The sequence below is a fragment of the Variovorax sp. PMC12 genome, from assembly GCF_003019815.1.
In the GTDB taxonomy this organism is placed as follows: Bacteria; Pseudomonadota; Gammaproteobacteria; order Burkholderiales; family Burkholderiaceae_C; genus Variovorax.
Map to the genome: position 1 here is coordinate 2554582 of NZ_CP027773.1, position 24266 is coordinate 2578847.

A 24266-nucleotide genomic window follows, 5' to 3' on the forward strand; every position below is an offset into this window, starting at 1 on the left:
CCCCCGCTTTTTTCAGATGGCCCGCCGGGGCACCTGCCGATAATGGCCGGTTAGCCCCCGCCAACCCACAAAGACCATCCAGGAGACGCACCGTGCCCGACCTTTCCAAGATCACCAGCATCGAAGACCTGCGGGTGATCGCCAAGCGGCGCGTGCCGAAGATGTTCTACGACTACGCCGACTCCGGCGCCTGGACCGAGGGCACCTACCGCGCCAACGAAAGCGACTTCCAGAAGATCAAGCTGCGCCAGCGCGTGGCGGTGAACATGGAAGGCCGCTCGCTGCGCACCACCATGGCCGGGCAGGAAACCGCGATGCCCGTGGCCATCGCGCCCACCGGCCTCACCGGCATGCAGCACGCCGACGGCGAGATCCTCGGCGCCCGCGCGGCCAAGGCCTTCGGCATTCCGTTCACGCTGTCGACCATGAGCATCTGCTCGCTCGAGAACATCGCCGAGCACACCGGCCGCCACCCGTTCTGGTTCCAGCTCTACGTCATGAAGGACCGCGACTTCATCGAACGCCTGATCGAGCGCGCCAAGGCCGCCAACGTCACCGCGCTGCAGCTCACGCTGGACCTTCAGATCCTGGGGCAGCGCCACAAGGACATCAAGAACGGCCTCACCGCGCCGCCCAAGCCCACCATCAAGAACCTCATCAACCTCGCCACCAAGCCGGCCTGGTGCATGGGCATGCTGGGCACGAAGCGACGCACCTTCGGCAACATCGCGGGCCATGCCAAGGGCGTGAAAGACCTGTCGTCGCTGTCTTCGTGGACCGCCGAGCAGTTCGACCCCGCGCTCAGCTGGGCCGACGTCGAGTGGATCAAGAAGCTCTGGGGCGGCAAGCTCATCCTCAAGGGCATCATGGACGTGGAAGACGCGCGCCTGGCCGCCAACAGCGGTGCCGATGCGCTCATCGTGTCGAACCACGGCGGCCGCCAGCTCGACGGCGCGCCCTCTTCCATCGCGGCACTGCCCGCCATCGTCGAAGCGGTGGGCAGCGAGATCGAGGTGTGGATGGACGGCGGCATCCGCAGCGGGCAGGACGTGCTCAAGGCCCGCGCGCTGGGCGCACGCGGCACGCTCATCGGCCGGAGCTTCCTGTACGGGCTGGGCGCCTACGGCGAGGCCGGCGTGACGCGCGCGCTGCAGATCATCCAGAAGGAGCTCGACATCACCATGGCCTTCTGCGGCCGCACGAACATCGACGACGTCGATTCGAGCATCCTGCTGCCCGGCACGTTCTAGGGCCTGCGCGAAGGCCACTTCGGAGGTAGGCCGATGAGGCGCCGGCTGACACGGCGCCCCCACGTGCAGGCGCAGAATGTTTTGGCAACAACAACATCGCCCGCACGGCGGCAAAGGCACCATGAGCGCAGTCACGCCTACCCATGGAGGCCAGACGGCTTCCTCTTCTTCTTCGTCCCCACCGCACTACAGCGCCGAAGAAAAACGCCACCGCGTCTTCGCGATCATGGCGGCCTCCTCGGGCAACCTGGTCGAGTGGTTCGACTTCTACGTGTATGCCTTCTCGGCGCTGTACTTCGCGCCGGCCTTCTTTCCCAAATCGGACCCCACCGCGCAACTGCTGAACACCGCAGGCGTGTTCGCGGCCGGCTTCCTCATGCGGCCCATCGGCGGCTGGCTGTTCGGCCGCGTGGCCGACCGGCTCGGGCGCAAGACCTCGATGCTGATCTCCGTCACCATGATGTGCGGCGGCTCGCTCGTCATCGCGGCGCTGCCCACCTATGCGCAGATCGGCGCCTGGGCGCCCTTCCTGCTGCTCATCTGCCGCCTGTTCCAGGGCCTGTCGGTGGGCGGCGAATACGGCACCACCGCCACCTACATGAGCGAGGTCGCGCTGCGCGGGCAGCGCGGCTTCTTCTCTTCGTTCCAGTACGTCACGCTGATCGGCGGCCAACTGCTGGCGGTGCTGGTCATCGTGGCGCTCGAGCAGATGCTGACCGAGGCCGAGCTCAAGGCGTGGGGCTGGCGCATTCCGTTCGTCATCGGCGCCATCGCCGCCGTGGTCGCGCTGCTGCTGCGCCGCACGCTGCATGAAACGCAGAGCGCCGAGGCCCGGGAGAACAAGGAGGCCGGCAGCATCGCGGGCCTCTTCAAGCACCACACGCCTGCGTTCCTGACGGTGCTGGGCTACACCGCCGGTGGCTCGCTCATCTTCTATACCTTCACCACCTACATGCAGAAGTACCTGGTGAACACGGTGCACCTGCCGATCAAGACGGCGAGCTACGTCATGACCGGCGCGCTGTTCGTCTACATGTGCATGCAGCCGGTGTTCGGCGCGCTGTCGGATCGCATCGGGCGGCGCAACAACATGCTGCTGTTCGGCGGACTGGGTGCGCTGGCCACGGTGCCCATTCTCACGGCCCTGCAGCACACCACCAGCCCGGTGCTGGCCTTCGTGCTCATCATCTTGGCCCTGGCCATCGTGAGCTTCTACACCTCGATCAGCGGCATCGTGAAGGCCGAGATGTTCCCGCCCGAAGTGCGCGCGCTGGGCGTCGGGCTGGCCTACGCGGTGGCGAACGCCATCTTCGGCGGCTCGGCGGAGTACGTGGCGCTGGGCCTAAAGTCGCTGGGCCACGAGTCGGCCTTCTTCTGGTACGTGAGCGCGATGATGGTCCTCGCCTTCGTCGTCAGCCTGCGCCTGCCGCGGCAAGCCAGCTACCTGCATCACGATCACTGAGGGTGCAAAACCCCTTTGTTCGGGCAATTCAGACCCGAACCAAGGGGACATACTTCCGCCTCCTAGAGGAAAGAGGCATGAAGTCAAAGCTGGAAACAGCCATGGTGTGCGGCGTTGCCGTGCTCGTCTACGGCGCGCTGATCGGCGTGTTCGCGGCCTATCCACCAGCCGCCACCGGCGACTGGGCAGCCTGGGCCCAGGCCTTCGGCTCCGTCACCGCCATCGGCCTGGGGCTGTGGGTCGTGCAGCGTCAGCACACGCTGGAGATGCAGCGCCGCGAGGCACGCAAGCTGGCGGCCCGGCTTTCGATGCACCAGGGGGCGCTGCAACTGATCAACGCGGTTTATGTGGTCGCGGAGAAGGTCAAGTCGCACCCCGACGAAACCGCGCTCGACCTGCTTCACCTGTCGCTCGAAGTCGAAGGCATCACGTCGGCGCTGGCGAATGTGGACCACCTGCGCTTCGAAACCCCGCGTGCGATCGATGCGCTATTGGCGGCGCAGTCGGCTTCGAGGAAGCTGCTGGCGCATCTGCAGCGGGCTTATGACTTGTCTCTGGATGGGCGGGGGCACAAGTGGGCGCCGGTGAAGGAGTTTGCTGAGCAGGCCAGTGCTTTGGTGAGGCCGCCTATGGAGGCGTTTCGTGCGGAGCTTGCGCAGGCGCAGAAGTAGGCAGCGCCTAGAAGTGCTTCTCGGCGTGCTCGCAAGGGCTTTCTTCCTGCGTTCTCACAACTCAAATATCCGCGCCATCCCCACCCACTTCTCCCCCACAGGCGTCCAGGGCGTAGCCGCCTGAAACTTCCACATCAGCTCCTCCCACTCCCTGATCTTCGGGTCGCTCTTCGAAGCCAGCGCCATCGCCTCCGCGTCATACCGCGCGTCGTCCGTCTCCATCAGCATCACCATCCGCGTGCCCAGCCGATAGATCTCCATCGCAATCACGCCATGCGCGACAAGATGCGCGCGCACCTCGGGCCATATCTCGCGGTGATACGCCTCGTACTCGGCAATCAACGCCGGGTCGTCCTTGAGATCGAGGGCAAGGCAATGGCGCATGAAAACTCCAGTCCAAGAAAATCAGGTCAACGCTCGGTCCAGGTGCGTATACCCGCCGTCCACGAACACCCACTGCCCCGTCGTGTGCGAAGCGCGCTCCGACAGCAGGAACACGACGTTGTCCGCAATCTCCTGCGGGGTGGTCATGCGGTGCCCCAGCGGAATCTTGCTGGTGATCTCTTCCAGCTTGCGGTCGGGCTCGTCGAAGCCCGATATCCATCGCTGGTAGAGCGGTGTCATCACTTCGGCGGGAATCACCGCGTTCACGCGCACGCCGTCTTCCCGCAATGACGCGGCCCACTCGCGGGTCAGCGAAAGTTGCGCGCCCTTGGCAGCGGTGTAGCCGCTGGTGTTGCCCTGGCCGGTCACCGCCGTCTTCGACGAGATGTTGACGATCGCGCCCCTGCTCGCCTTCAGGTGCGGCAGGCAGTAGTGCGCCATCACGTAGCAGTGGATGAGGTTGCGTTCGAGCGAACCGACGAAGGCCTCGCGCCCGGCTTCCAGGCCCACGCTGTCGTTCACGCCGGCGTTGTTGACCAGCCCGTCGATGCGGCCGAACTCCGCGGCGGTGTCGGCCACGGCCTTGGCGCAAGCCGCCTCCTCCATCAGCTCGAACTGGAAGAAGCGCATGCGCGGCTGCAGCGCGCGCAGCGCTTCTTCGAACGGCGCATCGAGCGGGTTCTTGCCGCAGATCACCGGCACCGCGCCCTCGCTCGCCAGCGTCATCGAGATGGCAGCGCCAATGCCGCTGCCGCCGCCGGTGACGAGCACCACCTTGTCTTTCAGATGGAGGTCCATGGTCGTGCAGTGCCTTTCTGTTTTCTGTTCATCCGCGAAAGCGGTAGCGTTCCAGCGATTCGGGCTTCATGGTGATGGAGAAGCCCGCGCCCTTCGGCGGCATGTAGGCCGCATTGCGGATCTCGCAGGGTTCGATGAAGTGCTCGTGCAGATGGTCGACGTACTCGACCACGCGGCCTTCGCGCGTACCGGAGATGCAGAGGTAGTCGATCATCGACAGGTGCTGCACGTATTCGCACAGGCCCACGCCGCCGGCATGCGGGCACACGGGCAGCTTGTACTTCGCGGCCATGAGCATCACGGCAAGGATCTCGTTCACGCCGCCGAGGCGGCATGCGTCGATCTGCACCACGTCGATGCCGCCGCGCATGATGAACTGCTTGAACATGATGCGGTTCTGGCACATCTCGCCCGTGGCCACCTTCACGGGCGCCACGCCTTTGCGGATCTTGCGGTGGCCCTCGACGTCGTCGGGGCTGGTGGGCTCCTCGATGAACCACGGCCTGGCAAAGGAGAGTTGCCGCACCCAGTCGATGGCCTGGTCGACTTCCCAGACCTGGTTGGCGTCGATCATCAGGTGGCGCTCGGGGCCGAGCACCTCGCGCGCCACCGTCAGGCGGCGGACGTCGTCCTGCAGGTCGCGCCCCACCTTGAGCTTGATGTGGTTGAAGCCGGCGTCCACGGCCTCCTGCGCAAGCGTGCGCAGCTTCTCGTCGGAGTAGCCGAGCCAGCCGGCTGACGTGGTGTAGCAGGGGTAGCCCTCGGCCTTCAGCGTGGCGATGCGCCCGGCCTTTCCCTTCGCGGCTTCGGTGACGAGCGCCAGCGCCTCGTCGGGCGTGATGCAGTCGGTGATGTAGCGGAAGTCGATGCAGCGCACGAACGCCTCGGGGCTCATGTCGGCCACCAGCTGCCACACGGGCTTGCCTTCGGACTTGGCCCACAGGTCCCACATCGCGTTGACGACCGCGCCGGTGGCCAGGTGGATCGCGCCCTTGTCCGGGCCGATCCATCGCAGCTGGCTGTCGGAGGTCACGTGGCGCCAGAAGCGCCCCATGTCCTGCGCCACCCATGCAAGGTCGAGCCCCACCACCAGGTGGCGCATGGCCTCGATGGCGGCGCAGCAGATTTCGTTGCCGCGTCCGATGGTGAATGTGAGGCCGTGGCCCTCGAGCCCCGGCTGGTCGGTTTCGAGCACGACATACGCCGCCGAATAATCCGGGTCGGGGTTCATCGCGTCGGAACCGTCGAGCTGCTGCGAGGTGGGAAAGCGCACGTCGAGCACGCGCATCGATCGGACTGTGGTCATGTTCAGTCGTACAGTACGGCCGCGATCTTGGGGTCGGCGATGTTGGTCTTGTCGTACCAGAAGAACCCGGTGTCCACCACCTTCGGCAGCTTCTCGCCCTTGATCGCCTTCACCGCCATCTCCACGGTCTTGTAGCCCATGCCCACCGGATTCTGCGTGATGGCGCCGGCCATGCTGCCGTCCATGATCGCGTTCTTCTGCTGCTTGCCGGAGTCGTAGCCGATGATCACGACCTTGCCGTTGCGCTTCATCTCCTTCACGCCGTTGACCACGCCGATGGCGGAGCCCTCGTTGGCGCCGAAGATGCCCTTGAGGTTGGGCGATGCCTGCAGGATCGACTTGGTGATCTCGGTCGACTTGAGCTGGTCGCCGCCGCCGTACTGCACGCTCACGATCTTGATGTTGGGGTAGGCCGACTTGATGCGGTTGACGAAGCCGTCGCGCCGGTCCACGCCGGTGCGGCTGGTCTGGTCGTGCACCACCAGCGCCACTTCGCCGCTCTTGCCGATCAGCTCGGCCATCTTGTCGGCGGCCAGCGCGGCGGCGGCCTTGTTGTCGGTGGTCGTGGTGGTGACGGGTATGTCGCTGTCCACGCCGGAGTCGAAGGCCACCACGGGAATCTTCGCGGCCTGCGCCTTCTTCAGCAGCGGAATGGCGGCCTGGCTGTCGAGCGCGGCAAAGCCGATGGCCTGCGGCTTCTTGGCCAGCGCGGCGGAGAGCATGTCGATCTGCTTGTCGACCATCGCCTCGGTCTCGGGGCCTTCGAAAGTGACCTTGACCTTGAAGTCTTTCGCGGCCTGCTCGGCGCCCGACTTCACGGCCTGCCAGAACTGGTGCTGGAAGCCCTTGGACACGAGCGGGATGTAGACCTCCTGTGCCTGCTGCGCGTGCGCCGCAAAGCCCGACAGGCCGATGAGGGCCGCGCCCAGCGTGGTGGTGACTGCTCTTCTCTGGATCATTCGATGTCTCCTGTGGTTGTGAAAATCAGCTCAGTGCCTGCTGCCGCCGCGCCGGCGAAGGATGTCCGCGTACACGGCAAGAATGATGATCACGCCCGTGACCACGGTCTGCCACTCCTGCGCGACCGAAAGAATGCGCAGGCCGTTGGTCAGCACGCTCATGATGAAGGCGCCGATGATGGTGCCGACGATGGTGCCGGTGCCACCGCTGAGCGACGTGCCGCCGATGACCACCGCAGCAATCGCATCGAGTTCGTAGCCCTGCCCCAGCGCAGGCTGCGCGGAGTTCAGGCGCGAGGCAATCAGCAGACCTGCTATGCCGCAGATGCCGCCGCTCACCGTGTAGACCAGCACTTTCCAGAAATCGGTGTTCACGCCGGAGAGCCGCACCGCTTCCTCATTGCTGCCGAGCGCGAAGGTGTAGCGCCCGAGGATGGTCTTGTTGAGCACGATGCTGGCGGCAACGGCCACCAGGAACAGGATGAGCACCGCATTCGGAATCGGCAGCGACGGAACCAGGTAGCCGATCAGCGAGTCCTGCGAGATGACGGTGAAGCCCGGCGTGTCGTTGAAGTAGATCGGCTTGGTGCCCGAGATCACCAGCGACAGGCCCTTGAGCAGCATCATCATGCCCAGCGTGGCAATGAACGGCGGTATCTTGAGCTTGGCGATCAGCACGCCCGACACGAAGCCCGCCAGCGCGCCGAAAAGTATCGCGGCCGCAATGCCGAGCGCGAGCGGCATGCCCATGTAGGTGAGCACCACGCCGGCCATGACGGCGCAGAAGGTCATCAGCGTGCCCACCGACAGGTCGATGCCCGAAGTGATGATGACGAAGGTGCAGGCAATCGCCAGCACGCCGTTCACCGCGGTCGACTGGAGAATGCTCACCAGGTTGTCGGCCTGCAGGAACTGCGGCGACGCGATGCTGAAGAACACCATCAGCACGATCAGGCTGGCAAAGGCCAGCATCTTCTGCCGCGTGGCCGGACGAAAGAGCCGTGCCTTCAGCGAGAAGCCGGGCGTGGCAGCGGTGGTGGCGGTGGGGGTCGTCAAGGGGTGTCTCCAGTGTCGTCAGGTGGCGGTGGCGGCTTCGCGCCGGGTGGCGAGCTGCATGATCTTTTCCTGCGAGGCTTCGCGCCCCGCCAGTTCGCCGGTGATGCGGCCTTCGCACATCACCAGCACGCGGTGGCTCATGCGCAATATCTCGGGCAACTCCGAAGAGATGATCACGATGGCCTTGCCCTGTTCTGCCAGCGCGTTGAGCAGGCGGTAGATCTCGGCCTTGGCGCCCACGTCGATGCCGCGCGTGGGCTCGTCGAAGAAGAGCACGCCGCAGTCGCGCAGCAGCCACTTGGCAATCACGATCTTCTGCTGGTTGCCGCCGGAGAGCAGCCGCACCTGCTGCTGGGTCGAGGGCGTCTTGATGTTGAGCTGCTTCACGAAGCGCTCGCCCGCCGCGCTGATGGCGGCCTGGTCGATGAACATGCCCATCGACAGGAAACGCTTCATGTTCGGCAGCGCAATGTTGGTCTCCACGTCCATGCCGGTGGCCAGGCCGAAATGCTTTCGGTCTTCCGAGAGATAGCCGATGCCGTGCGCCACCGCGTCTTCGGGCGAGCGGATGGACACTTTCCTTCCGCGCACGAAGACCTCGCCGGCATCGATGCGGTCCGCGCCGAACACGGCGCGTGCAAGCTCGGTGCGCCCCGCGCCCATCAGCCCCGCAAAGCCCAGGATCTCGCCCTTGCGCAGCACGAAGCTGGCGTTGCGCACCATGGTGCCGCGGCAGATGCCCCGTGCTTCCAGCACCACTTCGTTGCCCGAGGTGTCGGGAAATTCGTTTTCCACGTCGGTGAGCCGGCGCCCCACCATCATGGCGATGAGCGAGTCCATCGGCGTCTCGGCCATGGGCACGGTGGCGATGTACTGGCCGTCGCGCATCACGGTCACGCGGTCGGCAATGCGCTTGAGCTCGTCCATCTTGTGCGAGATGTAGACCACCGCCACGCCCTGCGACTTGAGCTGCCCGATGATGCGGAACAGGTCGGCCACTTCCTCGTTGTTCAGCGCGGCGGTGGGCTCGTCCATGATGAGCACGCGCGAGTCGAAGGACAGCGCCTTGGCGATCTCCACCATCTGCTGCCTGGCCACCGTGAGTTCGCCCACCGGCGTGCGCGGGTCGAGCCGCAGGTTCATGCGCTCGAAGATGCGTTGCGTTTCCGCGCGCATGACCTCCTCGTCGATGAACAGTCCCAGGCGCCCGCGCGGCTCGCGGCCGATGAAGATGTTCTGCGCCGCGCTCAGGTGGTTCATCAGGTTGAGCTCCTGATGGATGATGCCGATGCCCAGCGCCTGCGCAGCGCGCGGGCTGTCGATGTCCACGGGCTGGCCGTCGAGCAGCACCTCGCCGGAGTCCTTGCTGTAGACGCCCGCGAGCACTTTCATCAGCGTGGACTTGCCGGCGCCGTTCTCGCCCATGATGGCATGCACCTCGCCTGGCTGCAGATCGAACTGCGCCTTGTCGAGCGCGCGCACGCCGGCAAATGACTTGCAGAGGTCGCGGATGGTGACGATGGATGGCATGGCGCGTTCAGTCCGTGGCAATGTCGTAGAAGCGCTGCGCGGTGCCTCGCCAGACTTGCGCCTGTTCGTCGGCCGACAGCTGTCCGATGAGGTTTTCGCTCACCGAGATCCAGCCCGCGTAGTCGCCGGCCAGCGTGAGGACCGGCCAGTCGCTGCCCCACATCAGGCGAGCGGGTCCGAAGCATTCGAGCAGGTGCTCCCATACCGGGCGCACCACGCGCACGGCCGCCTCGACGCTGCCGTGCGTCGACTGCGGCGCCTCGCCCCAGAGGCCCGAGAACTTGCAGCACACCTGCGGCAGCGCAGCGACTGCGGCGATCTCCTTGCGCCACTGCGCAAAGGCTTCGCTACCGTGCGCACCCACCGGCGGCTTGGCGCCGTGGTCGATCACCACGGGCAACCGCGGCCAGTCCTTCAGAAAGCGCAGCAGCGGCGACAGGTGCCTCGGCTTCACCAGCGCATCGAAGCGCAGCCCGAGCCGCACGAGCGCGCGCACCGCATCGGGATGCGGCATGCGCGCGATCCAGTCGTCATCGGGCAGGTCCTGCAGCATCGGCCGCACGCCCTTGAACTTCGGATGCCGCGCCATGCGCTCCAGCGATGCGGCGGCTTCGGGCCGGCCCAGGTCGACCCAGCCGACCACGCCGCCGATGATGTCGTGCGCGGCCGCGAGCTCATGCATGAAGCCGGTCTCGGCTTCGGAGTCGGCCGCCTGCACCAGCACGGTCCGCGTCACGCCATGCGCTTGCATGAGCGGCATCAGGTCTTGCGGCATGAAGTCGCGCACCAGCAGCTCCAGCGCCGGCACGTCGGCGCGCAGCCACGTGTAGTCGCCGCGCGCGGGCTGCCAGAAGTGCTGGTGCGAGTCGATGCGTGTGACCATGCGTTTCCAATCGTCGGCAGCTGGGCTGGGGTCCATGGCGGGGCTATTCATTCAGATCGCGAGGCCGTCGTCAATCGATGCGAACGGCAATGCGGCTTGGCGTTAGAACGTATGGCTGATACCGAAGTACGTGCCCGATTGCCGGCCGCCCGCGGGCGGGTTGTTGTTGGTGGCTTCCACCGAGAAGTTGGCCGTCGAGCTGTTGTAGACCTTGCCCACCGATGCATAGAGCAAGGTGCGCCTGGACAACGCATAGTTGGCGCCCAGCATGTACAGGTTGGCGCTGCCGGCGTTGCGGTTCTGCGTGACGCGGAACACGGAGCCGATCATGGTGAGCCAGGGCGTGACCTGGTAGTTGGCGCCGACCCAGTAGTGGTTGGCCTTGCTCGGCGCGGTGAGCGGTGCATCGGGCGCGGACAGGCGCTGGTAGCCGGCGAACAGCTTCAATGCATCGAAGGTCGCGGTACCGCCGAGCGTGAGTTCCTTCGACGTGAGGAACAGGTCCGAGTACTTGCCGTTCTTGTCGCGCGCCACGTCGTAGATGGCACGCACTTCGAACGAAGGCGCGGCATAGACCAGCGAGACGCCGTCCTTGCGCAGCTTGCTGAAGCCGTCGGTCTGCTCGCCGAGCCCGGTCTGCAGGGTGGCACTGAAGCCGCCCCAGGTCGGCGTGGTGTATTCGATGCCGTTGTCGTTGCCCTGCCAGTTGCGCCCGCGCACCAGCGTGGCGGTGCCGATGAACTGCTGGCCCGTCGGGTCGAGATACCAGACGTCGTTGGAGATCGACAGGTTCTTGCCGAAGACCAGCTTGCCCCAGTAGTCCTGCAGGCCGACATACGCGCGCCGGTTGAGCAGCAGGTCGGCGCCGTTGGGCTTGGCGGCAGGCAGGTCGAAACCACCTTCGAGCACGAACAGTGCGGTCATGCCGCCGCCCAGGTCCTCCGTGCCCTTGATTCCCAGCATGCTGGTACCCCACTGGTTGCCGGCGTGACGCCACAGGGTGCCGCCGCCGCGGCCGGACTTGTCGGCGATGTTGTTCTGGTAGTCGACACCGGCAACCGCGCGGCCGTAGAGAGTCACGCTGCTTTGGGCCTGCGCGCTCGTCGCGCCGAGCCCGAGGCAGACACATGCGACGCCGGCGTTGGCGATGGATCGGGAATTCAGCTTCTTCGTCATCTTCTCGTCTCCTTTTGTTGTTCCTGAACGGGGTATGAGGCGACCGGTCAAGGTCCCTGGTGTGTGACAGCTTTTTGGCCTTACCAATTGGCATGACCACTTTGCCATATTGCCGAATTGGCCTTACCAGAACAAACCCTTTTCGGGTTTTCCCGTGGAAAACAAGGGTGGCGGACGCAGATTGACTGTATTTACAGTGTCAAACTGGCATGACCAGATAGCCTCGCTGCGCCGCTGGGCACAGATCCAAATGCTTCCTCCCGCCAAACCCGCCGACACCCGGCGCCTCTATCAGCAGATCGCGGACCAGATCCGGACCTTCATCCGGGAGGGCAACCTGCCGCCCGGCGCGCGCTTGCCTCCGGAGCGGGAACTCGCCTTGCAGCTGGGTGTGTCGCGGCCTTCGCTGCGCGAAGCGCTGATCGCCCTGGAGATCGACGGGCGCATAGAGATACGGATGGGTTCGGGCGTCTATGTCTGCGCGTCGCAAGACACGTCCGAGCGCGCAACGCCGGCGGTCGGCGAGAGCCCTTCTGAAATGATGCAGGCCCGCGCCATGCTCGAAGGCTCCGTGGTGACGCTGGCGTCGGCCCGCGTCACTTCACAGCAGCTCGAGCGCGTGAAGAACTGCCTGGAAGACATGCGCCAGGACGGCCTCCACGGCCGGTCGCAGCTAGAGAACGACCGGCGTTTTCACCTCGCCATTGCGGAGATGACGGAGAACTCCGTCCTTGTACGGCTCGTGGGAGAGCTTTTCGACGGGCGGCACAGCCCGATCTCGTCGCGCATGAGCGCAAGCACCGAAGACTCGCAGGCCTGGAAGGCCGCGTTCGCCGAGCACGAGGCCATCTACCGCGCGCTGGAGGCGCGGGACCCTCAAGCCGCCGTGGCGGCGATGCTTCATCACCTGAGCGCATCGCATGCGCGATGGACGGGGGAAACGCAGGCATCCGTGCCCTGACCGGCGCCTGCGCCCATCGCTGAAGCGCGGCGCGGTACGGCTATTCGGCGTACACGCCGGCCGCCTTGATGATCGGCGTCCACTTGGCGATTTCTTCCGCCACGAACTTCTTGTGGCCCGCGGGCTCGATGCGCCCGTCGGTCGCCACCACGGCGCCCAGCAGTTCCTCGCGGTGGATGAAGTCGGGGTCTTTCAGCGCCGTCTTCACCGCATCGCTCAGCTTCTTCAGCACCGGCGCGGGCGTGCCCTTGGGCGCATACAGGCCGTGCCAGATCGTGACCTGGAAGTTCTTCAGGCCCGCCTCGTCGAGCGTGGGCAGGTCTTTCAGCGCCGGCAGCGCGAGCCGCCTGGGCGTGGTCACGGCAAAGGCCTTGACCTTGCCGGACTGGATCTGCGGCGTGGTGTTGGTGGTCTGGTCGCACAGCAGGTCGATCTGCCCGCCGATCAGGTCGGTGATGGCCGGTGCGGTGCCCTTGTAGGGAACGGCGGTCATCTCGGTCTTGGTGGCGCTCTGGTAGAGCAGCCCGCACAGGTGCGAGGCCGAACCCACGCCGGCATTGCCGATGTTGATCTCGCCCTTGTTGGCCGCGATCCAGCTCGTCAGCTCCTTGTAGTTGGTGGCGGGGATGCTCGGCTTGGAGATGAGCGTCATCGGCACGTCGTTGACGATGCCCAGGTATTCGAAGTCGCTCTCCACCTTGAACGGCAGGTTGCGCACCAGGCTCGGCACGGTGGCCATCGCGATGTGGTTGAGCAGCAGCGTGTAGCCGTCGGGCGTGGCGCGCGCAACCTTGGCCGCGCCGATGGAACTGCCGGCGCCGGGCACGTTGTCGATGATCACCGTGCCGCCGCCCAGCGGCTTGCGCAGCGCCTCAGCCAGGTCGCGCGCGACGCGGTCGGTCGGGCCGCCGGCCGCGAAGGGCACGACGATGGTGATCGACTTGCCGGCCGGGAAGTCCTGCGCGTGCGCGCCGGCGGCAATGGCGATCGCCGCGAGGGCGAACAGTTTTTTCATGAAGTCTCCGTTGCGTTGTCAAAAAAAGAAATTCAGGGCGCGCGCGAAGGCACGCGGCTCTCGAGCGCGGGCGGCTGCCATTGCGGCTGGATGTGGCAGCCGTTCCTGCCGTCGGTGTCGTAGCGCGGCATCAATGCCCTGCACCGCTGCGCGAGGCCTTCGGGCGTGGGCTTCTCGCCCTTGTCGATCCAGTCGAGCAGTGCGGCGAAGAGCGCCGGGTATTCCGAATCGCTCAGGTAGCTGTGCTCGCGCTCGCTGCTGAAGCTCTGCACCAGCAGGCTGCCGGTGCCGGCCGCGTCGCGGATGCGGCGGTACGCGTTCTCCAACTCGACGAATGCCGTGGGGTCGTCTATCGCATGCAGGCCCACGGTCGGCAGCGACGTGCGCCCTGTGGGCTGGCTGTCGGCCGCCAGCGCGCCCTTGGCCTGCGGGTCGGCCGCGTAGCGCAGCACGCCGGCATTGAGCGCCGCATCGTCGGCCGAGCCGCTGTAGACCGCGCCGATGTTGCCGAAGGGGTTGCGCCCGCCGAGACGCTTCTGCACCAGGTCCTGGAACAGCCAGGTGGCCCACGTCAGGTGGCCGAGCAGCGAGCGCTCCTGGATCTTCACGACCGAAAGAATGGTCTTCAGCCGCGCGGCCTGCTCCGGCGTGCGCTGCGCGGCGGGCAGGCCGACGCCGGTGCATTCCTTCACGCGCGCGGCAAGGTCGGCGCGGGTGAGCTTCGAGTCGAGCGGCAGGCCCATCCACAGCGGGTACTGCGGCTCGTCGGGCTTCGGATGGTTGTGGCAGACGTACTGGTACACGACGCGCAGGTCGAGCCGGAAGTCGTAGGCGCTGTTGCCGCCGCCGAGCACGCCGCTGGTGAGCATCAGGCCGTCGTAGGGGCTCTTGGCTCCGCCCGCGGGCGCATACAGTTCGGCCGCCTTCGCCGCCACGCCTGCGCCGTAGCTCTGCCCGTGCAGCAGCGTGCGATGCGGCTGGCCGAAGTGGCGCACGAAGATCTGGCGCAGCCGCTCGGTGTCTTCGGCAGCCATGGTCACGCCGTAGCCGCCGCGCCGGTAGGTGGAGCCGGCCCAGGCATAGCCGGCCTTCACGGTGACGGCCCAGCGCTTGAGGTCTTCCTCGCTGCGCTCGAGCTTGGGCGGGCCGGTCTCGGGGCCGCCGTGGGCGTGCATCACGAGCACGCGGTTCGCGTCGTTCGCCCAGCCGCCCGGAATGGCGATCCAGTAGAGGGCGCCCGCGCTGTCCTCACCGGTATAGCAGCGGGTGGCTTCCGGCACCGGCGACGGGCATGCAGCCGCCTGGGGTCCGGTGGGCGCCGCGTGCGCGGAAAGCATCGGCGCCGCGCCGATCAGCGCGAATGCCGCGAGGCAGGAGAGTCGTTTGTTCAATGGCGTACTCCGAATTCGAGCGCCGCGTTCGCCCCCGGGCTGGAGACGAAACCGAGGACGCCGCTGTTGAAGATGAAATTGCCCGGTCGGCCCGCATCGGCCTGCGCCACGCCGGGCACCGGCGTGTCGTAGCTCAGCCCCGCGGTCGCACCGCCGAGGCCAAGGCCGCCGCCGGCCACCGTGGCATCGTGGTTCTCGCCCTTGACGCTGACCAGCGCATAGCTGCCGTCGGCAACGCCGGCGGCAAGGCTCTGCTGCAGGCCATGCACGCGCATGCCGAAGCTGGTGGCCGACTCGCGCACCAGGTGCAGCGGCACGGCGGCGCCGTTGACGAGGCCGATCACCATCGAGCCGGTGAGCGTGCCGCCGGTGGTCACGGCACCGCCGGCGGGCGAAGTGGTGAAGAGGTCGAAGGCGGCGCGCGCGGTGTTGTAGGCGACGTAGCCCTTCTCGGTCTGCGTGCAGTTGGCGTCGTAGACCATGAAGCCGCCCGAGACCGGGTCGCGGCAGTACTGGAAGGTGCCCGCATTGCGCAGCCGCACCGACGAAGCGAAGGCATTGGCGCTGCCGGCGCCCTGCTGCACGCCCACGGCATTGAACACGTTCGCCACCGGCTTGAAGTCGCCCGACACCGGCGCGGCCGAGAAGCTGTTCTGGAACGCCAGCAGCGGCGCGAAGCCTCCGCCGCTCGGTGCGTTCACGCCGCCCGACAGCACGCCGCCGGCGCCGAAGCTGAACACCGCCCCGCTCTCGGCGCTGGCATAGCTGCAGCTGCCTTCCGACACCAGCGAGCCGGTGCGCTGGGTGCCGGCGGCGCGCTGCAGGCTTGCGTCGATGGTCACGGTGTAGGCCATGGTGGCCGGGTCGATCTGCACGCGAAGTTCCTCGCCGAAGCTGTTGCCGCCCTTGTAGCTGGTCACGGAGGCGGGCAGGTTCGGGCAGGCCAGCGGGTCGCCGACTTCGGTCACGCAGCTGTAGTTGACGGCCGCGTCGAGGCTGCCGCTGCCACGGTACTTGGGCCACGACGGGAACTGGCACAGCGGGCGCGTGCGGCCGTAGGTGCCGGCCACTGCATCCACCGCCACGCCGGTGGCGGGTGCGAGCCCGGCCTCCACCCAGCCTTCGAGCGCCGCCAGCGAATCCCAGTTGGGTATGAAGCTGCCGGTGCCGTGGCCCATGCCGGGCACGGTGTAGAAGCGCACGTTCTGGTCGACCGACGCCTGGCCCACGGTGGCGATGAGCTGCCTGTAGTAGTCGATGGTCGAGTTGGGGCTGATCACTTCGTCGGCCAGGCCGTGCACCATGATGAGCCGGCCGCCGTGCGCGAAGAAGGGCGCGAGGTTCGGGTTGGTCGCGTCGGTGAGGTTCGACACCTCGGTCACGCGCGCGGCATGGCTGCCCGGGCCAGCGGGTCGAAGGTCAGCGTGTCGAAGCCCGCGATGCGCGTGACGAAGAACTTCACCCACTGGTCGCCGGTGACGTACATGTTCGCATCGGACGACGTGGCCGGATTGCCCGGCACCTTGCGCGTGCCGAGATCACGCGTGGTGTAGGGGCCCGCCACCAGCGCGCCTTCGAGCAGGTTGTAGCCGCCCGCGCGCTTCACGCCGTTGGCCAGCGAATAGGTGGTGAAGTCCAGCGGCGACTCGATGGCGTGCACGGTGGCGATCTGCGCGTCCGACAGGCAGGTGTCGCCCGTATCGGCGCCGCCGCTGCAGCGCAGCGAGGCAATGATCTGCGCATTGAGCAGGCGGCAACTTTCGACGTTGCTCACGATGTTGTCGGCCGCGCCGTCGAGCTTGTCGCAGGCCTGCATCACGGTCCTCTGCACCAGCAGCGTCTTGGCCACGTTCATCCAGCCCGCGCCGCCGTTGTTGTAGAGCGCGCGGCCCACGGCCACGTTCGACAGCCGCGTGCCGGTGTAGTTGAGCGCGGGTTCGTTGGCGATCACGCCGTCGTAGTCCTCGGGCCAGCGCTGGATGTAGCTGAGCGCATCGCGCCCGCCGGTCGAGGTGCCCAGGAAGTAGGCGTGCTTCGGCTTCACCGCATAGCGCGCGAACACCAGCGCCTGCGCCACGTCGCGCGTCTTCTTGAGCGAATTGCCGCCGTAGTTGGCGAGCTGCTCGTCGTTGGCCGCGAACCTGCCGTCGGTGATGCTGCTCGACTGATGGCCGGAGTCGTCGCCGTAGGTGGCGTAGCCCAGCGCCAGCGGCGCGGGCTTGCCGGCGGGGCCGAAGCGGATGACCTCGGTGCCGTCGATGAGCACGCCGTCGAAACCGCCGCCGCCGAAGTGGATGGTCTTCTGGTTCCACTTCTCCGGCAGGTTCACCGCGAAGTTGATGACCGAGGCGCTCGGGTCGACCGGCTGGATGGTGCCGCGCACGCGGCAGTAGTCGCCGAGCGTGTTGCCCGCATCGCCCGCGGCCACCGGCGTGGCGCTGGTGACGGTGGCGCCCTGGGTGGGGAGGCTGATCAGCGTGGCAGGCAGGCTCTTGCCGTTCAGGTCGGCGCAGGCAACCACCGGTTGCACCGGCGCGGGTGGCTGGTTGTCCGGCGGATCGTTGGAGGGCGGGTTGTTGCCGCTTGCCGGGGGCGTGGCGGGCAGCAGGCCGACACCGCCGCCCCCTCCTCCTCCGCCACCACCACCGCAGGCGGCAAGGATCAGCGAAACCAGCGAAAGGCCGATCGCATACAGGACGGCACGAATCATCGATGCAGGGCGCGTTGTGCGCATGGGTTTGTCTCCGGCATGCGGCCTCGTCGGGCCGCTTGTTCTTGAATGGGCGGCCGGACGATAGATTCGGTGTGACTTAGGGTCAAATAAAATAAAAAGGCACTTTCAATACCAAAAACATATGGACATAAGGGCACTTCGCTACTTCGTGGCCGTCGCGGGCACCGGCCACATGACGCGCGCGGCCGAGCAGCTCGGCATCCAGCAGCCGCCGCTGAGCCTGCAGATCAAGGCGCTGGAACGCGAGCTGGGCATGCCGCTGTTCCGCCGCCACCCGCGCGGCGTGGCGCTCACCGACGCGGGCCGGCTGTTCCAGGCCGAGGCGCTGCGCATGCTGCAGGACATGGAGTCCATGAAGCAGCGCATGGCCCGCGTGGCCAAGGGCCAGGCCGGCACGCTGGCGGTCGGCTTCACCAGTTCGGCGGCGGCGCACCGCTTCATGCCCGAGGCGCTGCGCGCATTCCGCCGCGCCTACCCCCTGGTGGAACTGCAGCTGCGCGAGGACAACGCCGCCGAGCTCACCGAGGCTCTGGCCGCCGGGCGGCTGCACTGCGGCCTGCTGCGCGTGCCGGTGGCCCGGCCCGAGGGGCTGGTGTTCGAGACGATGCTGCGCGAACCGGTGCTGGTGGCCATGCCCAGCGACCATCGCTTTGCCCTCGCCCGCCCCAAGGCTTCGCGCCCGCTGCCGCTTGCCAGGCTGTGCGAGGAAGGCATCATCCTCGTGCGGCGTCCGGGTGCTCCCGGCCTCTATGCCGAGCTGCTCGCGCTGTGCCACGCCAAGGGGCTGCGCCCGCGCGTGGTGGCCGAAGTCGATCGCATGATGACCAACCTGAACCTCGTGGCCGCGGGCGTGGGCGTGTCGGTGGTGCCCGCCTCGATGACCGGCGTGCACGCGCACGCCATCGCCTACATGCGGCTGGCCGACGGCGGCCAGCTCGACGCGCCGCTCACGCTGGTGTCGCGCGCGGAAGAAGACAACCTGCCCGCGCAGCATTTCGCGGCGCTGCTGCGCAAGCTGGCAGGCGAGCACGCCGGCAACCACCCGTCGGCGCCATGAGCGCGCAGGCAAGACGCCGCTTCGCGCAGGGTGCGGGCGCCTTGCTCGCCGCTGCCTGCGCGGCGCCGGGCCTGCTGCGCGCGGCCCCTCCTGCCTGGCCGCAACGCGCGGTGCGGCTGATCGTGGTGTACCCGCCCGGCGGCGTGAGCGACGGCACGGCCCGCGTGCTGGCCGAACCGCTCGCACAGGCGATCGGCGCGCCGGTGCTGATCGAAAACCGCCCCGGCGCGGGCGGCAGCCTGGGCATGGACGCGCTCGCGCGTTCGGCGCCCGACGGCTGCACGCTGGCTTTCTCGGCCATCAGCCCGCTCACGCTGCATCCGCTGCTGGCGCGCGTGCCCTACGACCCGCAGCACGCCTTCGTGCCCGTGGCCAGCGTGATGCGCACGCCGGTGCTGGTGGTCGGCACGCCGGCCTTCGCGGGGCGCGGCTTCGGCGCGCTGATCGCACAGGCGCGCAGCCGGCCGGGCGCGGTGCGCTGGGCCACATCGGGCGTGGCCACCATCGGCCACATGGTGCTGGCGCAGGTGCGCATGCAAAGCCGCACCGACATCACGCACATCCCCTACCAGGGCGGCGGCCCGCAACTCAACGATGCGCTCAGCGGGCAGTTCGAGGTGCTGTCCACCAACGTGGCCGCGCAACAGCTGCAGTACATCGAGGGCGGCCGCTTCCAGCCGCTGGCGGTGGGCGCGCCCGCGCGCATCGAGGCCCTGGCCGAGGTGCCGACGCTGGCGGAACTGGGCTTCGAGAAGGCGAACCGCGATTCGCTCTTCGGCATCTTCGCGCCGGCGCGCACGCCGCCAGCGGTGGTGCAGCGGCTCAACGCCGAGATCAACCGCGTGCTGCGCAGCGACGGCGTGCGTGCGCGGCTGCGCGAGGCCTACAACCTGCCGGCCGGCGGCAGCACAGAAGATTTCGCGCGCGAGATCGCCATCGACCGGCGGCGCAACCGCGAGCTGGTGGCCGGCGACCGTTCGCAGTTCGACTGAGCGCGGCAGAGGCCGCGCCGTTCAGCCTTCGGCCCAGAGACGCGGATAGTCCTTCACGAAGCCGTCGGGCGTGGCGACCAGCACCGCGCTGTAGTCGAAGCGCCATGCCTCGTAGGCGTACTCGGCTTCGCCGCGCCGCTCGTAGCGCTGCGCCAGTTCGCTCAGCACGCCGCCGTCCAGGTCCAGCCACGCGGCCGGGGCATCGGCACTCTCGCCCTTCTCGAGGTTGAGCCGCCGCAGCTGCAGCAAGTTGGTGGCGGGCGTGAAGCCCAGGTCCAGATCGACGCAATGCGACATGTCGGTCACGGCTTCGTCGTTGAGCTTCCAGTGGCCGCGCGCGTCTCGCGTGATCGACAGGTCGATGGCCGAGCCGCCGAGCCAGCCGCGCACGGTGCCCCATTGGGTGTGCCAGTGCAGGTCGCAGCGCACGCGGTAGTGCAGCTGGCCGATGCGGCCGTCTTCCATGCGGAACACGGCGGCACCGTCGAGTTGCCAGGCCGAGGCATTGCGTTCGAGGCGGCAGGCGTCGTGACCCGGTGCGTCGAGCCTGCGCCAGAGAATGGAGGCAACGGTTTGCATGGCGCGGATGATGGACCGGCATGCTGCGGTGCGCAAGCCTTGTCCCTTCGTCATGGCCGAAGAAAATTGGCCGCCGATGCATGCCGGACAATGCCGGGCACCATGACAAAGCTCCCCGCGGCGCTCGCGCTGCTCCTGTCCGTTTTCTTCTGCGGCGCCGGCCATGCCGCAGCCGCGCTGAAAGACGGCGACATCGTCTTCCACACCTCGCGCTCGGCGCAGAGCGTGGCAGTGCAGCGTGCCACCGGCTCGCGCTACAGCCACATGGGCATCGTGCTGATGCGGGGCGGCAAGCCCTACGTGTTCGAGGCGGTGTCGACGGTGCGCTACACGCCGCTCGCACAATGGACCGCACGCGGCAATGGCGGCCACTACGTGGTCAAGCGGCTGCGCGATGCCGACCGGCTGCTGACGCCGGGCGCAGTGGCCACGCTGCGCGCCCGCACCGCCGATTTCGAGGGCCGCCCTTACGACCTGACGTTCGAATGGTCGGACCAGCGCATCTACTGCTCCGAACTCGTATGGAAGCTCTACCAGCGTGCGCTGGGCGTGCGCATCGGCGAACTGCAGAAGATCCGCGAATTCAACCTGACGGACCCGGCGGTGCGCGCCAAGATGCGCGAGCGCTACGGCGACAAGGTGCCGATGGACGAGCCGGTGATCTCTCCGGTGGCGATGTTCGAGTCGCCGTTGCTCAGGACCGTCGAGAGGCGCTGAGGGGTTTTTCAGGGTAGCGCTCACGCCGACGGGGTGCCTTGCTCCGCGAATGTCCCCCGGGCTTCGCCCTCCTCCTTTATTTCGCTGCGCAAGGCACCCCGCCGACGTGAGCGTTCAGAGCACTGGTTTATCGGCTCGCACAAGCGCTGCGTCCATCGTGCACAGGCCGCCGGGTGCTCCCCGCAGCGAAATAAAGGAGGAGGCCGAAGGCCGGGGGACATTCGCGGAGGGGAGTACCCGGCGGCCTGTGCACACGCCCTGAAAGCGCCCCCAAAAGCGCCCCTCAACAGGCAAGACAGTCCCACCCGCGAGACAATCGTTGCCGTGAGTTCCCAGCCCCCGTCAGCCCCGCGAATCCGCCGCATCGCCCACCTCGACATGGACGCCTTCTATGCGTCCGTCGAGCTGCTGCGCTACCCGCAGCTCAAGGGCCTGCCCGTGGTGATCGGCGGCGGCCGGCGGCGGGTGGACGAGGCCATCCGCGACCTGCCCGAGGGCGGCACGCTGGCCGACATTCCGGTCGACTCTTTCCCAAGGCTCAAGGACTACACCGGCCGCGGCGTGATCACCACCGCCACCTACCCCGCGCGCCAGTTCGGCGTCGGCTCGGCCATGGGGCTCATGAAGGCCGCCAAGCTGTGCCCGCAGGCCATCATCCTGCCGGTGGACTTCGACGAATACCGGCGCTTCTCGCGCGCCTTCAAGCAGGTCATCCTCGAAGTCGCGCCGCTCATGGAAGACCGTGGCGTGGACGAGGTGTACATCGACTTCACCGACGTGCCCGGCGGCCAGCGCGACGGCGGGCGCTCGCTGGCGCGACTGCTGCAGAAGGCCATCTTCAGCGAGACCGGGCTGACCTGCTCCATCGGCGTGGCGCCCAACAAGCTCATCGCCAAGATGGCGAGCGAATTCAACAAGCCCAACGGCATCTCGGTGGTCTATGAAGACGACCTCGAATCGCGCATCTGGCCGCTGCCCTGCCGCAAGGTGAACGGCATCGGCCCCAAGGCCGACGAGAAGCTCAAGCGCTTCGGCATCGAGACCGTCGGCCAGCTCGCGGCGCGCGACCGCGACTGGCTCATCGCCAACTTCGGCAAGGCCACCGGCGCCTGGATGCACGAGGTGGCCTGGGGCCGCGACGACCGCCCGGTGGTGACCGAGAGCGAGCCCGTGTCGATGAGCCGCGAGACCACCTTCGACCGCGACCTGCACGCGGTGCGCAACCGCGCCGAGCTGGGCGCGATCTTCACCAGGCTGTGCGAGCAGGTGGCCGCCGACCTGCAGCGCAAGGGCTACGTGGGCAAGACCATCGGCATCAAGCTGCGCTACGACGACTTCAAGATCGCCACGCGCGACCAGACCATCGGCCACTTCACCGCCGACGCGAAGACCATCCGCCAGACCGGCGGCCAGTGCCTGAAGCGCGTGCCGCTCGAACGCCCGCTGCGGCTGCTGGGCGTGCGCGTGGGCGCGCTGGCCAAGGCCGGCAGCCCCGAGGCGCTGGCGCCTGCCGGCGGCGCGCAGCGCGCGGCCTCGGAGCCGGTGGCCACCACGGCCTCTCTCTTCTGACGGGCGCCACCACGATGCTGAAACGCTGGCTCCGGAACACAGCATTCACGCTGCTGGGGCTGGCCTCGCTGGTCGGGCTGTATGTCGCGGTGGCGTGCGCGCTGGTGTTCTGGCCGGCCAACGGCGCGAAGCCGGCGGGCGATGCACCCGCCGAAGTGCAGGCCTGGGTGCTGAGCAACGGCGTGCACACCGACTACGTGTTCCCGGTCCGCTCGGCCACCATCGACTGGCTGCAGGTGTTTCCGCTGAAAGACTTCAAGGCGCCGCCGCCCGATGCCGAGTTCATCGCCATCGGCTGGGGCGACCGCGAGTTCTACCTGAACACGCCCACCTGGGGCGACCTGACGGTCTCGCGCGCCTTCGGGGCGCTGTCGGGCGGCAACCGCTCGCTGCTGCACGTGAGCTACCTGCGGCGCGGGCAACTGGGCCGCGGCGCATTCGAGCTGCCGCTGTCGCAGGCCCGGTATGCGCAGCTCGTCGGCCATGTGCGCGCCAGCCTGCCGCCGGGGCCGGCGCAAGCCATCGCGGGCGCGCACTACGACGGCCAGGACGCCTTCTACGAAGCCGAGGGCGCCTACAACCTCTTCGAGACCTGCAACACCTGGATCGGCCGCGGCCTGCGGCAGGCGGGCGTCACGGTGAGCCGGTGGACGCCCTTCGACTTCACCGTGACCTGGCACCTCCAGCCGGCGCGGCCCTGACCAGGCAGGCTCAGGGCCTGGGCACGCCGCCCTGCCACTGCGGCCAGTTGGCCACGATGTGGTCGACCACGCGGCTGCCCACGCGCTCGACGTTCTCCACCGTCTCCGCAAAGCCGCCGGCCGTTTCGCCGGGGGCGGGGTCCAGGTGCTGCAGCGTGGTTTCCTTCGGGTTGCCCTGGTCGAAGTTGACCGCGCCGCGCAGGCTCATCACGCGGTCGGTGCCGTGGGTGCGCTTGATGACCAGCGTGATGGCGGCGGCCTCCATCTCGGTGATGACGTAGTCGTCCGCGCCGTAGAGCTTGGCGATGTACTGCGCCTGCTTCGACATGCCCGGGCCGTGGAAGAAGGTGTCGCCCGTCATGTGGGTGCCGGTGCCGACGAAGGGCGCGCGGCGGGCCGCCGCGTCGGGGTAGCGCAGGCGGTACTTGCGCGCCGACTCGGAGTCTTTCAGCGGCGTGTCGGCCGACAGCCTCATGGCCCAGCGCACGAGGTCGGGGTTGAGCTGGAAGCGGCGGTATTCCTCGTAGCCCTTGCGCGGCATGAAGGTCGGTTCGCCGGGCTTGTTTTCTTCAGGCGCCCAGCGGTGGCCCAGGTCGTAGTCGACCAGCCAGGTGCCCCAGTTCACTTCGCCGATGGTGCCGCGCGAGGGCGGCGTGCCGGCCACGCCGGAGATGACGTAGTAGGCCTGCGAAAAATCCAGCCGCGGGTTCAGCAGGATCGCCTGCATCGACGACGAGGAGTTGACCTTGCCCATGCCCAGCACCGCGCCGCACACGCCGTCGGTGTTGCAGTACACGGGCTGCAGCGCGCCGGGCACGGCGATGGGCTTGGCGTCTTTCCAGTAGCGCTCGTACCAGTGCTGGAACTCGCCGGCACGGTCGCCCGTGTTCTGGCCGATCTCGAACATGGCGGCGACGAACACCTTGACCTTCACGGGCGGTGCGGAAGCCGTGGCCGGCACGGCGGTGGAGGTAGAAGTGGAAGCGCAGCCCGCGGCAAGCAGCGCGGTTGCCGGCAGCAGGAGCCAGCGGGTACGGAAGGACGAAGGGCGAGAAGACATGGAGAAGCTCGATGA

At 67.6% G+C, this 24266-nt stretch carries 23 protein-coding genes; 9 read left to right on the plus strand and 14 right to left on the minus strand.

Translation table 11 applies throughout. The annotated features are described in order from the left end of the window. Positions 1 to 92: 92 nt before the first annotated feature. From C4F17_RS11845 to C4F17_RS11855, 3 genes are all read left to right on the plus strand, one after another. Entirely contained in the window at positions 93 to 1250 is a 1158-nt protein-coding gene (locus tag C4F17_RS11845) for an alpha-hydroxy acid oxidase (protein WP_106935347.1), read from the plus strand. 121 nt (positions 1251 to 1371) lie between these two features. Beyond that, complete coding sequence (locus tag C4F17_RS11850) at positions 1372 to 2712, plus strand: MFS family transporter (protein ID WP_106935348.1); 1341 nt, start codon at positions 1372 to 1374, stop codon at positions 2710 to 2712. A gap of 77 nt (positions 2713 to 2789) precedes the next feature. Beyond that, positions 2790 to 3383 carry a hypothetical protein gene (locus C4F17_RS11855; RefSeq protein WP_081265797.1) on the plus strand — a complete coding sequence of 198 codons (594 nt, stop codon included), beginning with the start codon at positions 2790 to 2792 and terminating at the stop codon, positions 3381 to 3383. Positions 3384 to 3437: 54 nt separating this feature from the next. On the opposite strand, the gene C4F17_RS11860 is transcribed toward C4F17_RS11855, so the two are convergent. The 8 genes from C4F17_RS11860 to C4F17_RS11895 all read right to left on the minus strand — a co-directional run bounded on the left by C4F17_RS11860 (position 3438) and on the right by C4F17_RS11895 (position 11463). Next, positions 3438 to 3767, minus strand: coding sequence for an L-rhamnose mutarotase (locus C4F17_RS11860; RefSeq protein WP_106935349.1), 330 nt, complete (start codon positions 3765 to 3767; stop codon positions 3438 to 3440). 21 nt (positions 3768 to 3788) lie between these two features. Then, on the minus strand, positions 3789 to 4565 hold the full coding sequence (locus C4F17_RS11865; RefSeq protein ID WP_106935350.1) for an SDR family oxidoreductase: 777 nt from the start codon (positions 4563 to 4565) through the stop codon (positions 3789 to 3791). 28 nt (positions 4566 to 4593) lie between these two features. Further along, a complete protein-coding gene (locus C4F17_RS11870) occupies positions 4594 to 5871 on the minus strand; it encodes an L-fuconate dehydratase (RefSeq protein ID WP_106935351.1) in 1278 nt (425 codons plus the stop codon). Between the two features lie 2 nt (positions 5872 to 5873). Next, positions 5874 to 6830 (minus strand): ABC transporter substrate-binding protein, encoded by a 957-nt coding sequence (locus tag C4F17_RS11875; RefSeq protein ID WP_081265793.1) that lies wholly within the window; start codon positions 6828 to 6830, stop codon positions 5874 to 5876. 30 nt (positions 6831 to 6860) lie between these two features. Then, positions 6861 to 7886 carry an ABC transporter permease gene (locus tag C4F17_RS11880; RefSeq protein WP_106935352.1) on the minus strand — a complete coding sequence of 342 codons (1026 nt, stop codon included), beginning with the start codon at positions 7884 to 7886 and terminating at the stop codon, positions 6861 to 6863. An 18-nt stretch (positions 7887 to 7904) separates the two neighbouring features. Further along, positions 7905 to 9416: a sugar ABC transporter ATP-binding protein gene (locus C4F17_RS11885; RefSeq protein WP_106935353.1), complete on the minus strand. Its 1512-nt coding sequence runs from the start codon at positions 9414 to 9416 to the stop codon at positions 7905 to 7907. Positions 9417 to 9423: 7 nt separating this feature from the next. Next, a complete protein-coding gene (locus tag C4F17_RS11890) occupies positions 9424 to 10299 on the minus strand; it encodes an amidohydrolase family protein (protein WP_106935354.1) in 876 nt (291 codons plus the stop codon). 102 nt (positions 10300 to 10401) lie between these two features. Continuing rightward, positions 10402 to 11463 (minus strand): porin, encoded by a 1062-nt coding sequence (locus tag C4F17_RS11895; RefSeq protein ID WP_409196341.1) that lies wholly within the window; start codon positions 11461 to 11463, stop codon positions 10402 to 10404. Positions 11464 to 11725: 262 nt separating this feature from the next. On the opposite strand from C4F17_RS11895, the gene C4F17_RS11900 reads away from it, so the two are divergent. Continuing rightward, a complete protein-coding gene (locus C4F17_RS11900; RefSeq protein ID WP_106937522.1) occupies positions 11726 to 12436 on the plus strand; it encodes a FadR/GntR family transcriptional regulator in 711 nt (236 codons plus the stop codon). 40 nt (positions 12437 to 12476) lie between these two features. On the opposite strand, the gene C4F17_RS11905 is transcribed toward C4F17_RS11900, so the two are convergent. Genes C4F17_RS11905 through C4F17_RS33730 form a run of 4 tightly spaced genes read right to left on the minus strand, consistent with a single transcriptional unit; the run spans position 12477 to position 17576 of the window. Then, positions 12477 to 13451, minus strand: a complete 975-nt coding sequence (locus C4F17_RS11905) for a tripartite tricarboxylate transporter substrate-binding protein (RefSeq protein ID WP_106935356.1) — start codon at positions 13449 to 13451, stop codon at positions 12477 to 12479. A 32-nt stretch (positions 13452 to 13483) separates the two neighbouring features. Continuing rightward, on the minus strand, positions 13484 to 14788 hold the full coding sequence (locus C4F17_RS11910) for a hypothetical protein (RefSeq protein ID WP_442805201.1): 1305 nt from the start codon (positions 14786 to 14788) through the stop codon (positions 13484 to 13486). A 50-nt stretch (positions 14789 to 14838) separates the two neighbouring features. Then, positions 14839 to 16224, minus strand: a complete 1386-nt coding sequence (locus tag C4F17_RS33725) for a tannase/feruloyl esterase family alpha/beta hydrolase (protein ID WP_325002535.1) — start codon at positions 16222 to 16224, stop codon at positions 14839 to 14841. Continuing rightward, positions 16221 to 17576, minus strand: coding sequence for a tannase/feruloyl esterase family alpha/beta hydrolase (locus tag C4F17_RS33730; RefSeq protein ID WP_325002536.1), 1356 nt, complete (start codon positions 17574 to 17576; stop codon positions 16221 to 16223). Before C4F17_RS33730 ends, C4F17_RS33725 begins: the two co-directional genes overlap by 4 nt. 121 nt (positions 17577 to 17697) lie before the next feature. Between C4F17_RS33730 and C4F17_RS11920 the strand changes: the two genes are divergently transcribed. Further along, entirely contained in the window at positions 17698 to 18633 is a 936-nt protein-coding gene (locus C4F17_RS11920) for a LysR family transcriptional regulator (RefSeq protein ID WP_106935358.1), read from the plus strand. Continuing rightward, positions 18630 to 19625 (plus strand): Bug family tripartite tricarboxylate transporter substrate binding protein, encoded by a 996-nt coding sequence (locus tag C4F17_RS11925; protein ID WP_106935359.1) that lies wholly within the window; start codon positions 18630 to 18632, stop codon positions 19623 to 19625. Before C4F17_RS11920 ends, C4F17_RS11925 begins: the two co-directional genes overlap by 4 nt. 21 nt (positions 19626 to 19646) lie before the next feature. Here the strand turns inward: C4F17_RS11925 and C4F17_RS11930 are convergent, their stop codons facing one another. Further along, positions 19647 to 20204 (minus strand): putative glycolipid-binding domain-containing protein, encoded by a 558-nt coding sequence (locus C4F17_RS11930; RefSeq protein ID WP_106937523.1) that lies wholly within the window; start codon positions 20202 to 20204, stop codon positions 19647 to 19649. 102 nt (positions 20205 to 20306) lie between these two features. On the opposite strand from C4F17_RS11930, the gene C4F17_RS11935 reads away from it, so the two are divergent. From C4F17_RS11935 to C4F17_RS11945, 3 genes are all read left to right on the plus strand, one after another. Next, positions 20307 to 20921 (plus strand): YiiX family permuted papain-like enzyme, encoded by a 615-nt coding sequence (locus tag C4F17_RS11935; protein WP_106937524.1) that lies wholly within the window; start codon positions 20307 to 20309, stop codon positions 20919 to 20921. A 378-nt stretch (positions 20922 to 21299) separates the two neighbouring features. Then, positions 21300 to 22490 (plus strand): DNA polymerase IV, encoded by a 1191-nt coding sequence (gene dinB, locus C4F17_RS11940; RefSeq protein ID WP_106935360.1) that lies wholly within the window; start codon positions 21300 to 21302, stop codon positions 22488 to 22490. A gap of 14 nt (positions 22491 to 22504) precedes the next feature. Further along, positions 22505 to 23191, plus strand: a complete 687-nt coding sequence (locus tag C4F17_RS11945) for a TIGR02117 family protein (protein WP_106935361.1) — start codon at positions 22505 to 22507, stop codon at positions 23189 to 23191. Between the two features lie 10 nt (positions 23192 to 23201). Here C4F17_RS11945 and C4F17_RS11950 read toward each other — a convergent pair whose 3' ends face one another. Further along, positions 23202 to 24251, minus strand: a complete 1050-nt coding sequence (locus C4F17_RS11950; protein WP_199851944.1) for a purine-nucleoside phosphorylase — start codon at positions 24249 to 24251, stop codon at positions 23202 to 23204. Positions 24252 to 24266: the final 15 nt, after the last annotated feature.

What these genes read in the sequence shown, in the direction of transcription:
- C4F17_RS11905 (WP_106935356.1), bottom strand. Translation starts at nt 13,451, where the DNA reads ATGAAAAAACTGTTCGCCCTCGCGGCGATCGCCATTGCCGCCGGCGCG.
- C4F17_RS11935 (WP_106937524.1), top strand. Translation starts at nt 20,307, where the DNA reads ATGACAAAGCTCCCCGCGGCGCTCGCGCTGCTCCTGTCCGTTTTCTTC.
- C4F17_RS11875 (WP_081265793.1), bottom strand. Translation starts at nt 6,830, where the DNA reads ATGATCCAGAGAAGAGCAGTCACCACCACGCTGGGCGCGGCCCTCATC.
- C4F17_RS11900 (WP_106937522.1), top strand. Translation starts at nt 11,726, where the DNA reads ATGCTTCCTCCCGCCAAACCCGCCGACACCCGGCGCCTCTATCAGCAG.
- C4F17_RS11930 (WP_106937523.1), bottom strand. Translation starts at nt 20,204, where the DNA reads ATGCAAACCGTTGCCTCCATTCTCTGGCGCAGGCTCGACGCACCGGGT.
- C4F17_RS33730 (WP_325002536.1), bottom strand. Translation starts at nt 17,576, where the DNA reads ATGCGCACAACGCGCCCTGCATCGATGATTCGTGCCGTCCTGTATGCG.
- C4F17_RS11920 (WP_106935358.1), top strand. Translation starts at nt 17,698, where the DNA reads ATGGACATAAGGGCACTTCGCTACTTCGTGGCCGTCGCGGGCACCGGC.
- C4F17_RS11865 (WP_106935350.1), bottom strand. Translation starts at nt 4,565, where the DNA reads ATGGACCTCCATCTGAAAGACAAGGTGGTGCTCGTCACCGGCGGCGGC.
- C4F17_RS11925 (WP_106935359.1), top strand. Translation starts at nt 18,630, where the DNA reads ATGAGCGCGCAGGCAAGACGCCGCTTCGCGCAGGGTGCGGGCGCCTTG.
- C4F17_RS11855 (WP_081265797.1), top strand. Translation starts at nt 2,790, where the DNA reads ATGAAGTCAAAGCTGGAAACAGCCATGGTGTGCGGCGTTGCCGTGCTC.
- C4F17_RS11910 (WP_442805201.1), bottom strand. Translation starts at nt 14,788, where the DNA reads ATGCTTTCCGCGCACGCGGCGCCCACCGGACCCCAGGCGGCTGCATGC.
- C4F17_RS11850 (WP_106935348.1), top strand. Translation starts at nt 1,372, where the DNA reads ATGAGCGCAGTCACGCCTACCCATGGAGGCCAGACGGCTTCCTCTTCT.
- C4F17_RS11945 (WP_106935361.1), top strand. Translation starts at nt 22,505, where the DNA reads ATGCTGAAACGCTGGCTCCGGAACACAGCATTCACGCTGCTGGGGCTG.
- dinB (WP_106935360.1), top strand. Translation starts at nt 21,300, where the DNA reads ATGGACGCCTTCTATGCGTCCGTCGAGCTGCTGCGCTACCCGCAGCTC.
- C4F17_RS11890 (WP_106935354.1), bottom strand. Translation starts at nt 10,299, where the DNA reads ATGGTCACACGCATCGACTCGCACCAGCACTTCTGGCAGCCCGCGCGC.
- C4F17_RS11860 (WP_106935349.1), bottom strand. Translation starts at nt 3,767, where the DNA reads ATGCGCCATTGCCTTGCCCTCGATCTCAAGGACGACCCGGCGTTGATT.
- C4F17_RS11950 (WP_199851944.1), bottom strand. Translation starts at nt 24,251, where the DNA reads ATGTCTTCTCGCCCTTCGTCCTTCCGTACCCGCTGGCTCCTGCTGCCG.
- C4F17_RS11870 (WP_106935351.1), bottom strand. Translation starts at nt 5,871, where the DNA reads ATGACCACAGTCCGATCGATGCGCGTGCTCGACGTGCGCTTTCCCACC.
- C4F17_RS11885 (WP_106935353.1), bottom strand. Translation starts at nt 9,416, where the DNA reads ATGCCATCCATCGTCACCATCCGCGACCTCTGCAAGTCATTTGCCGGC.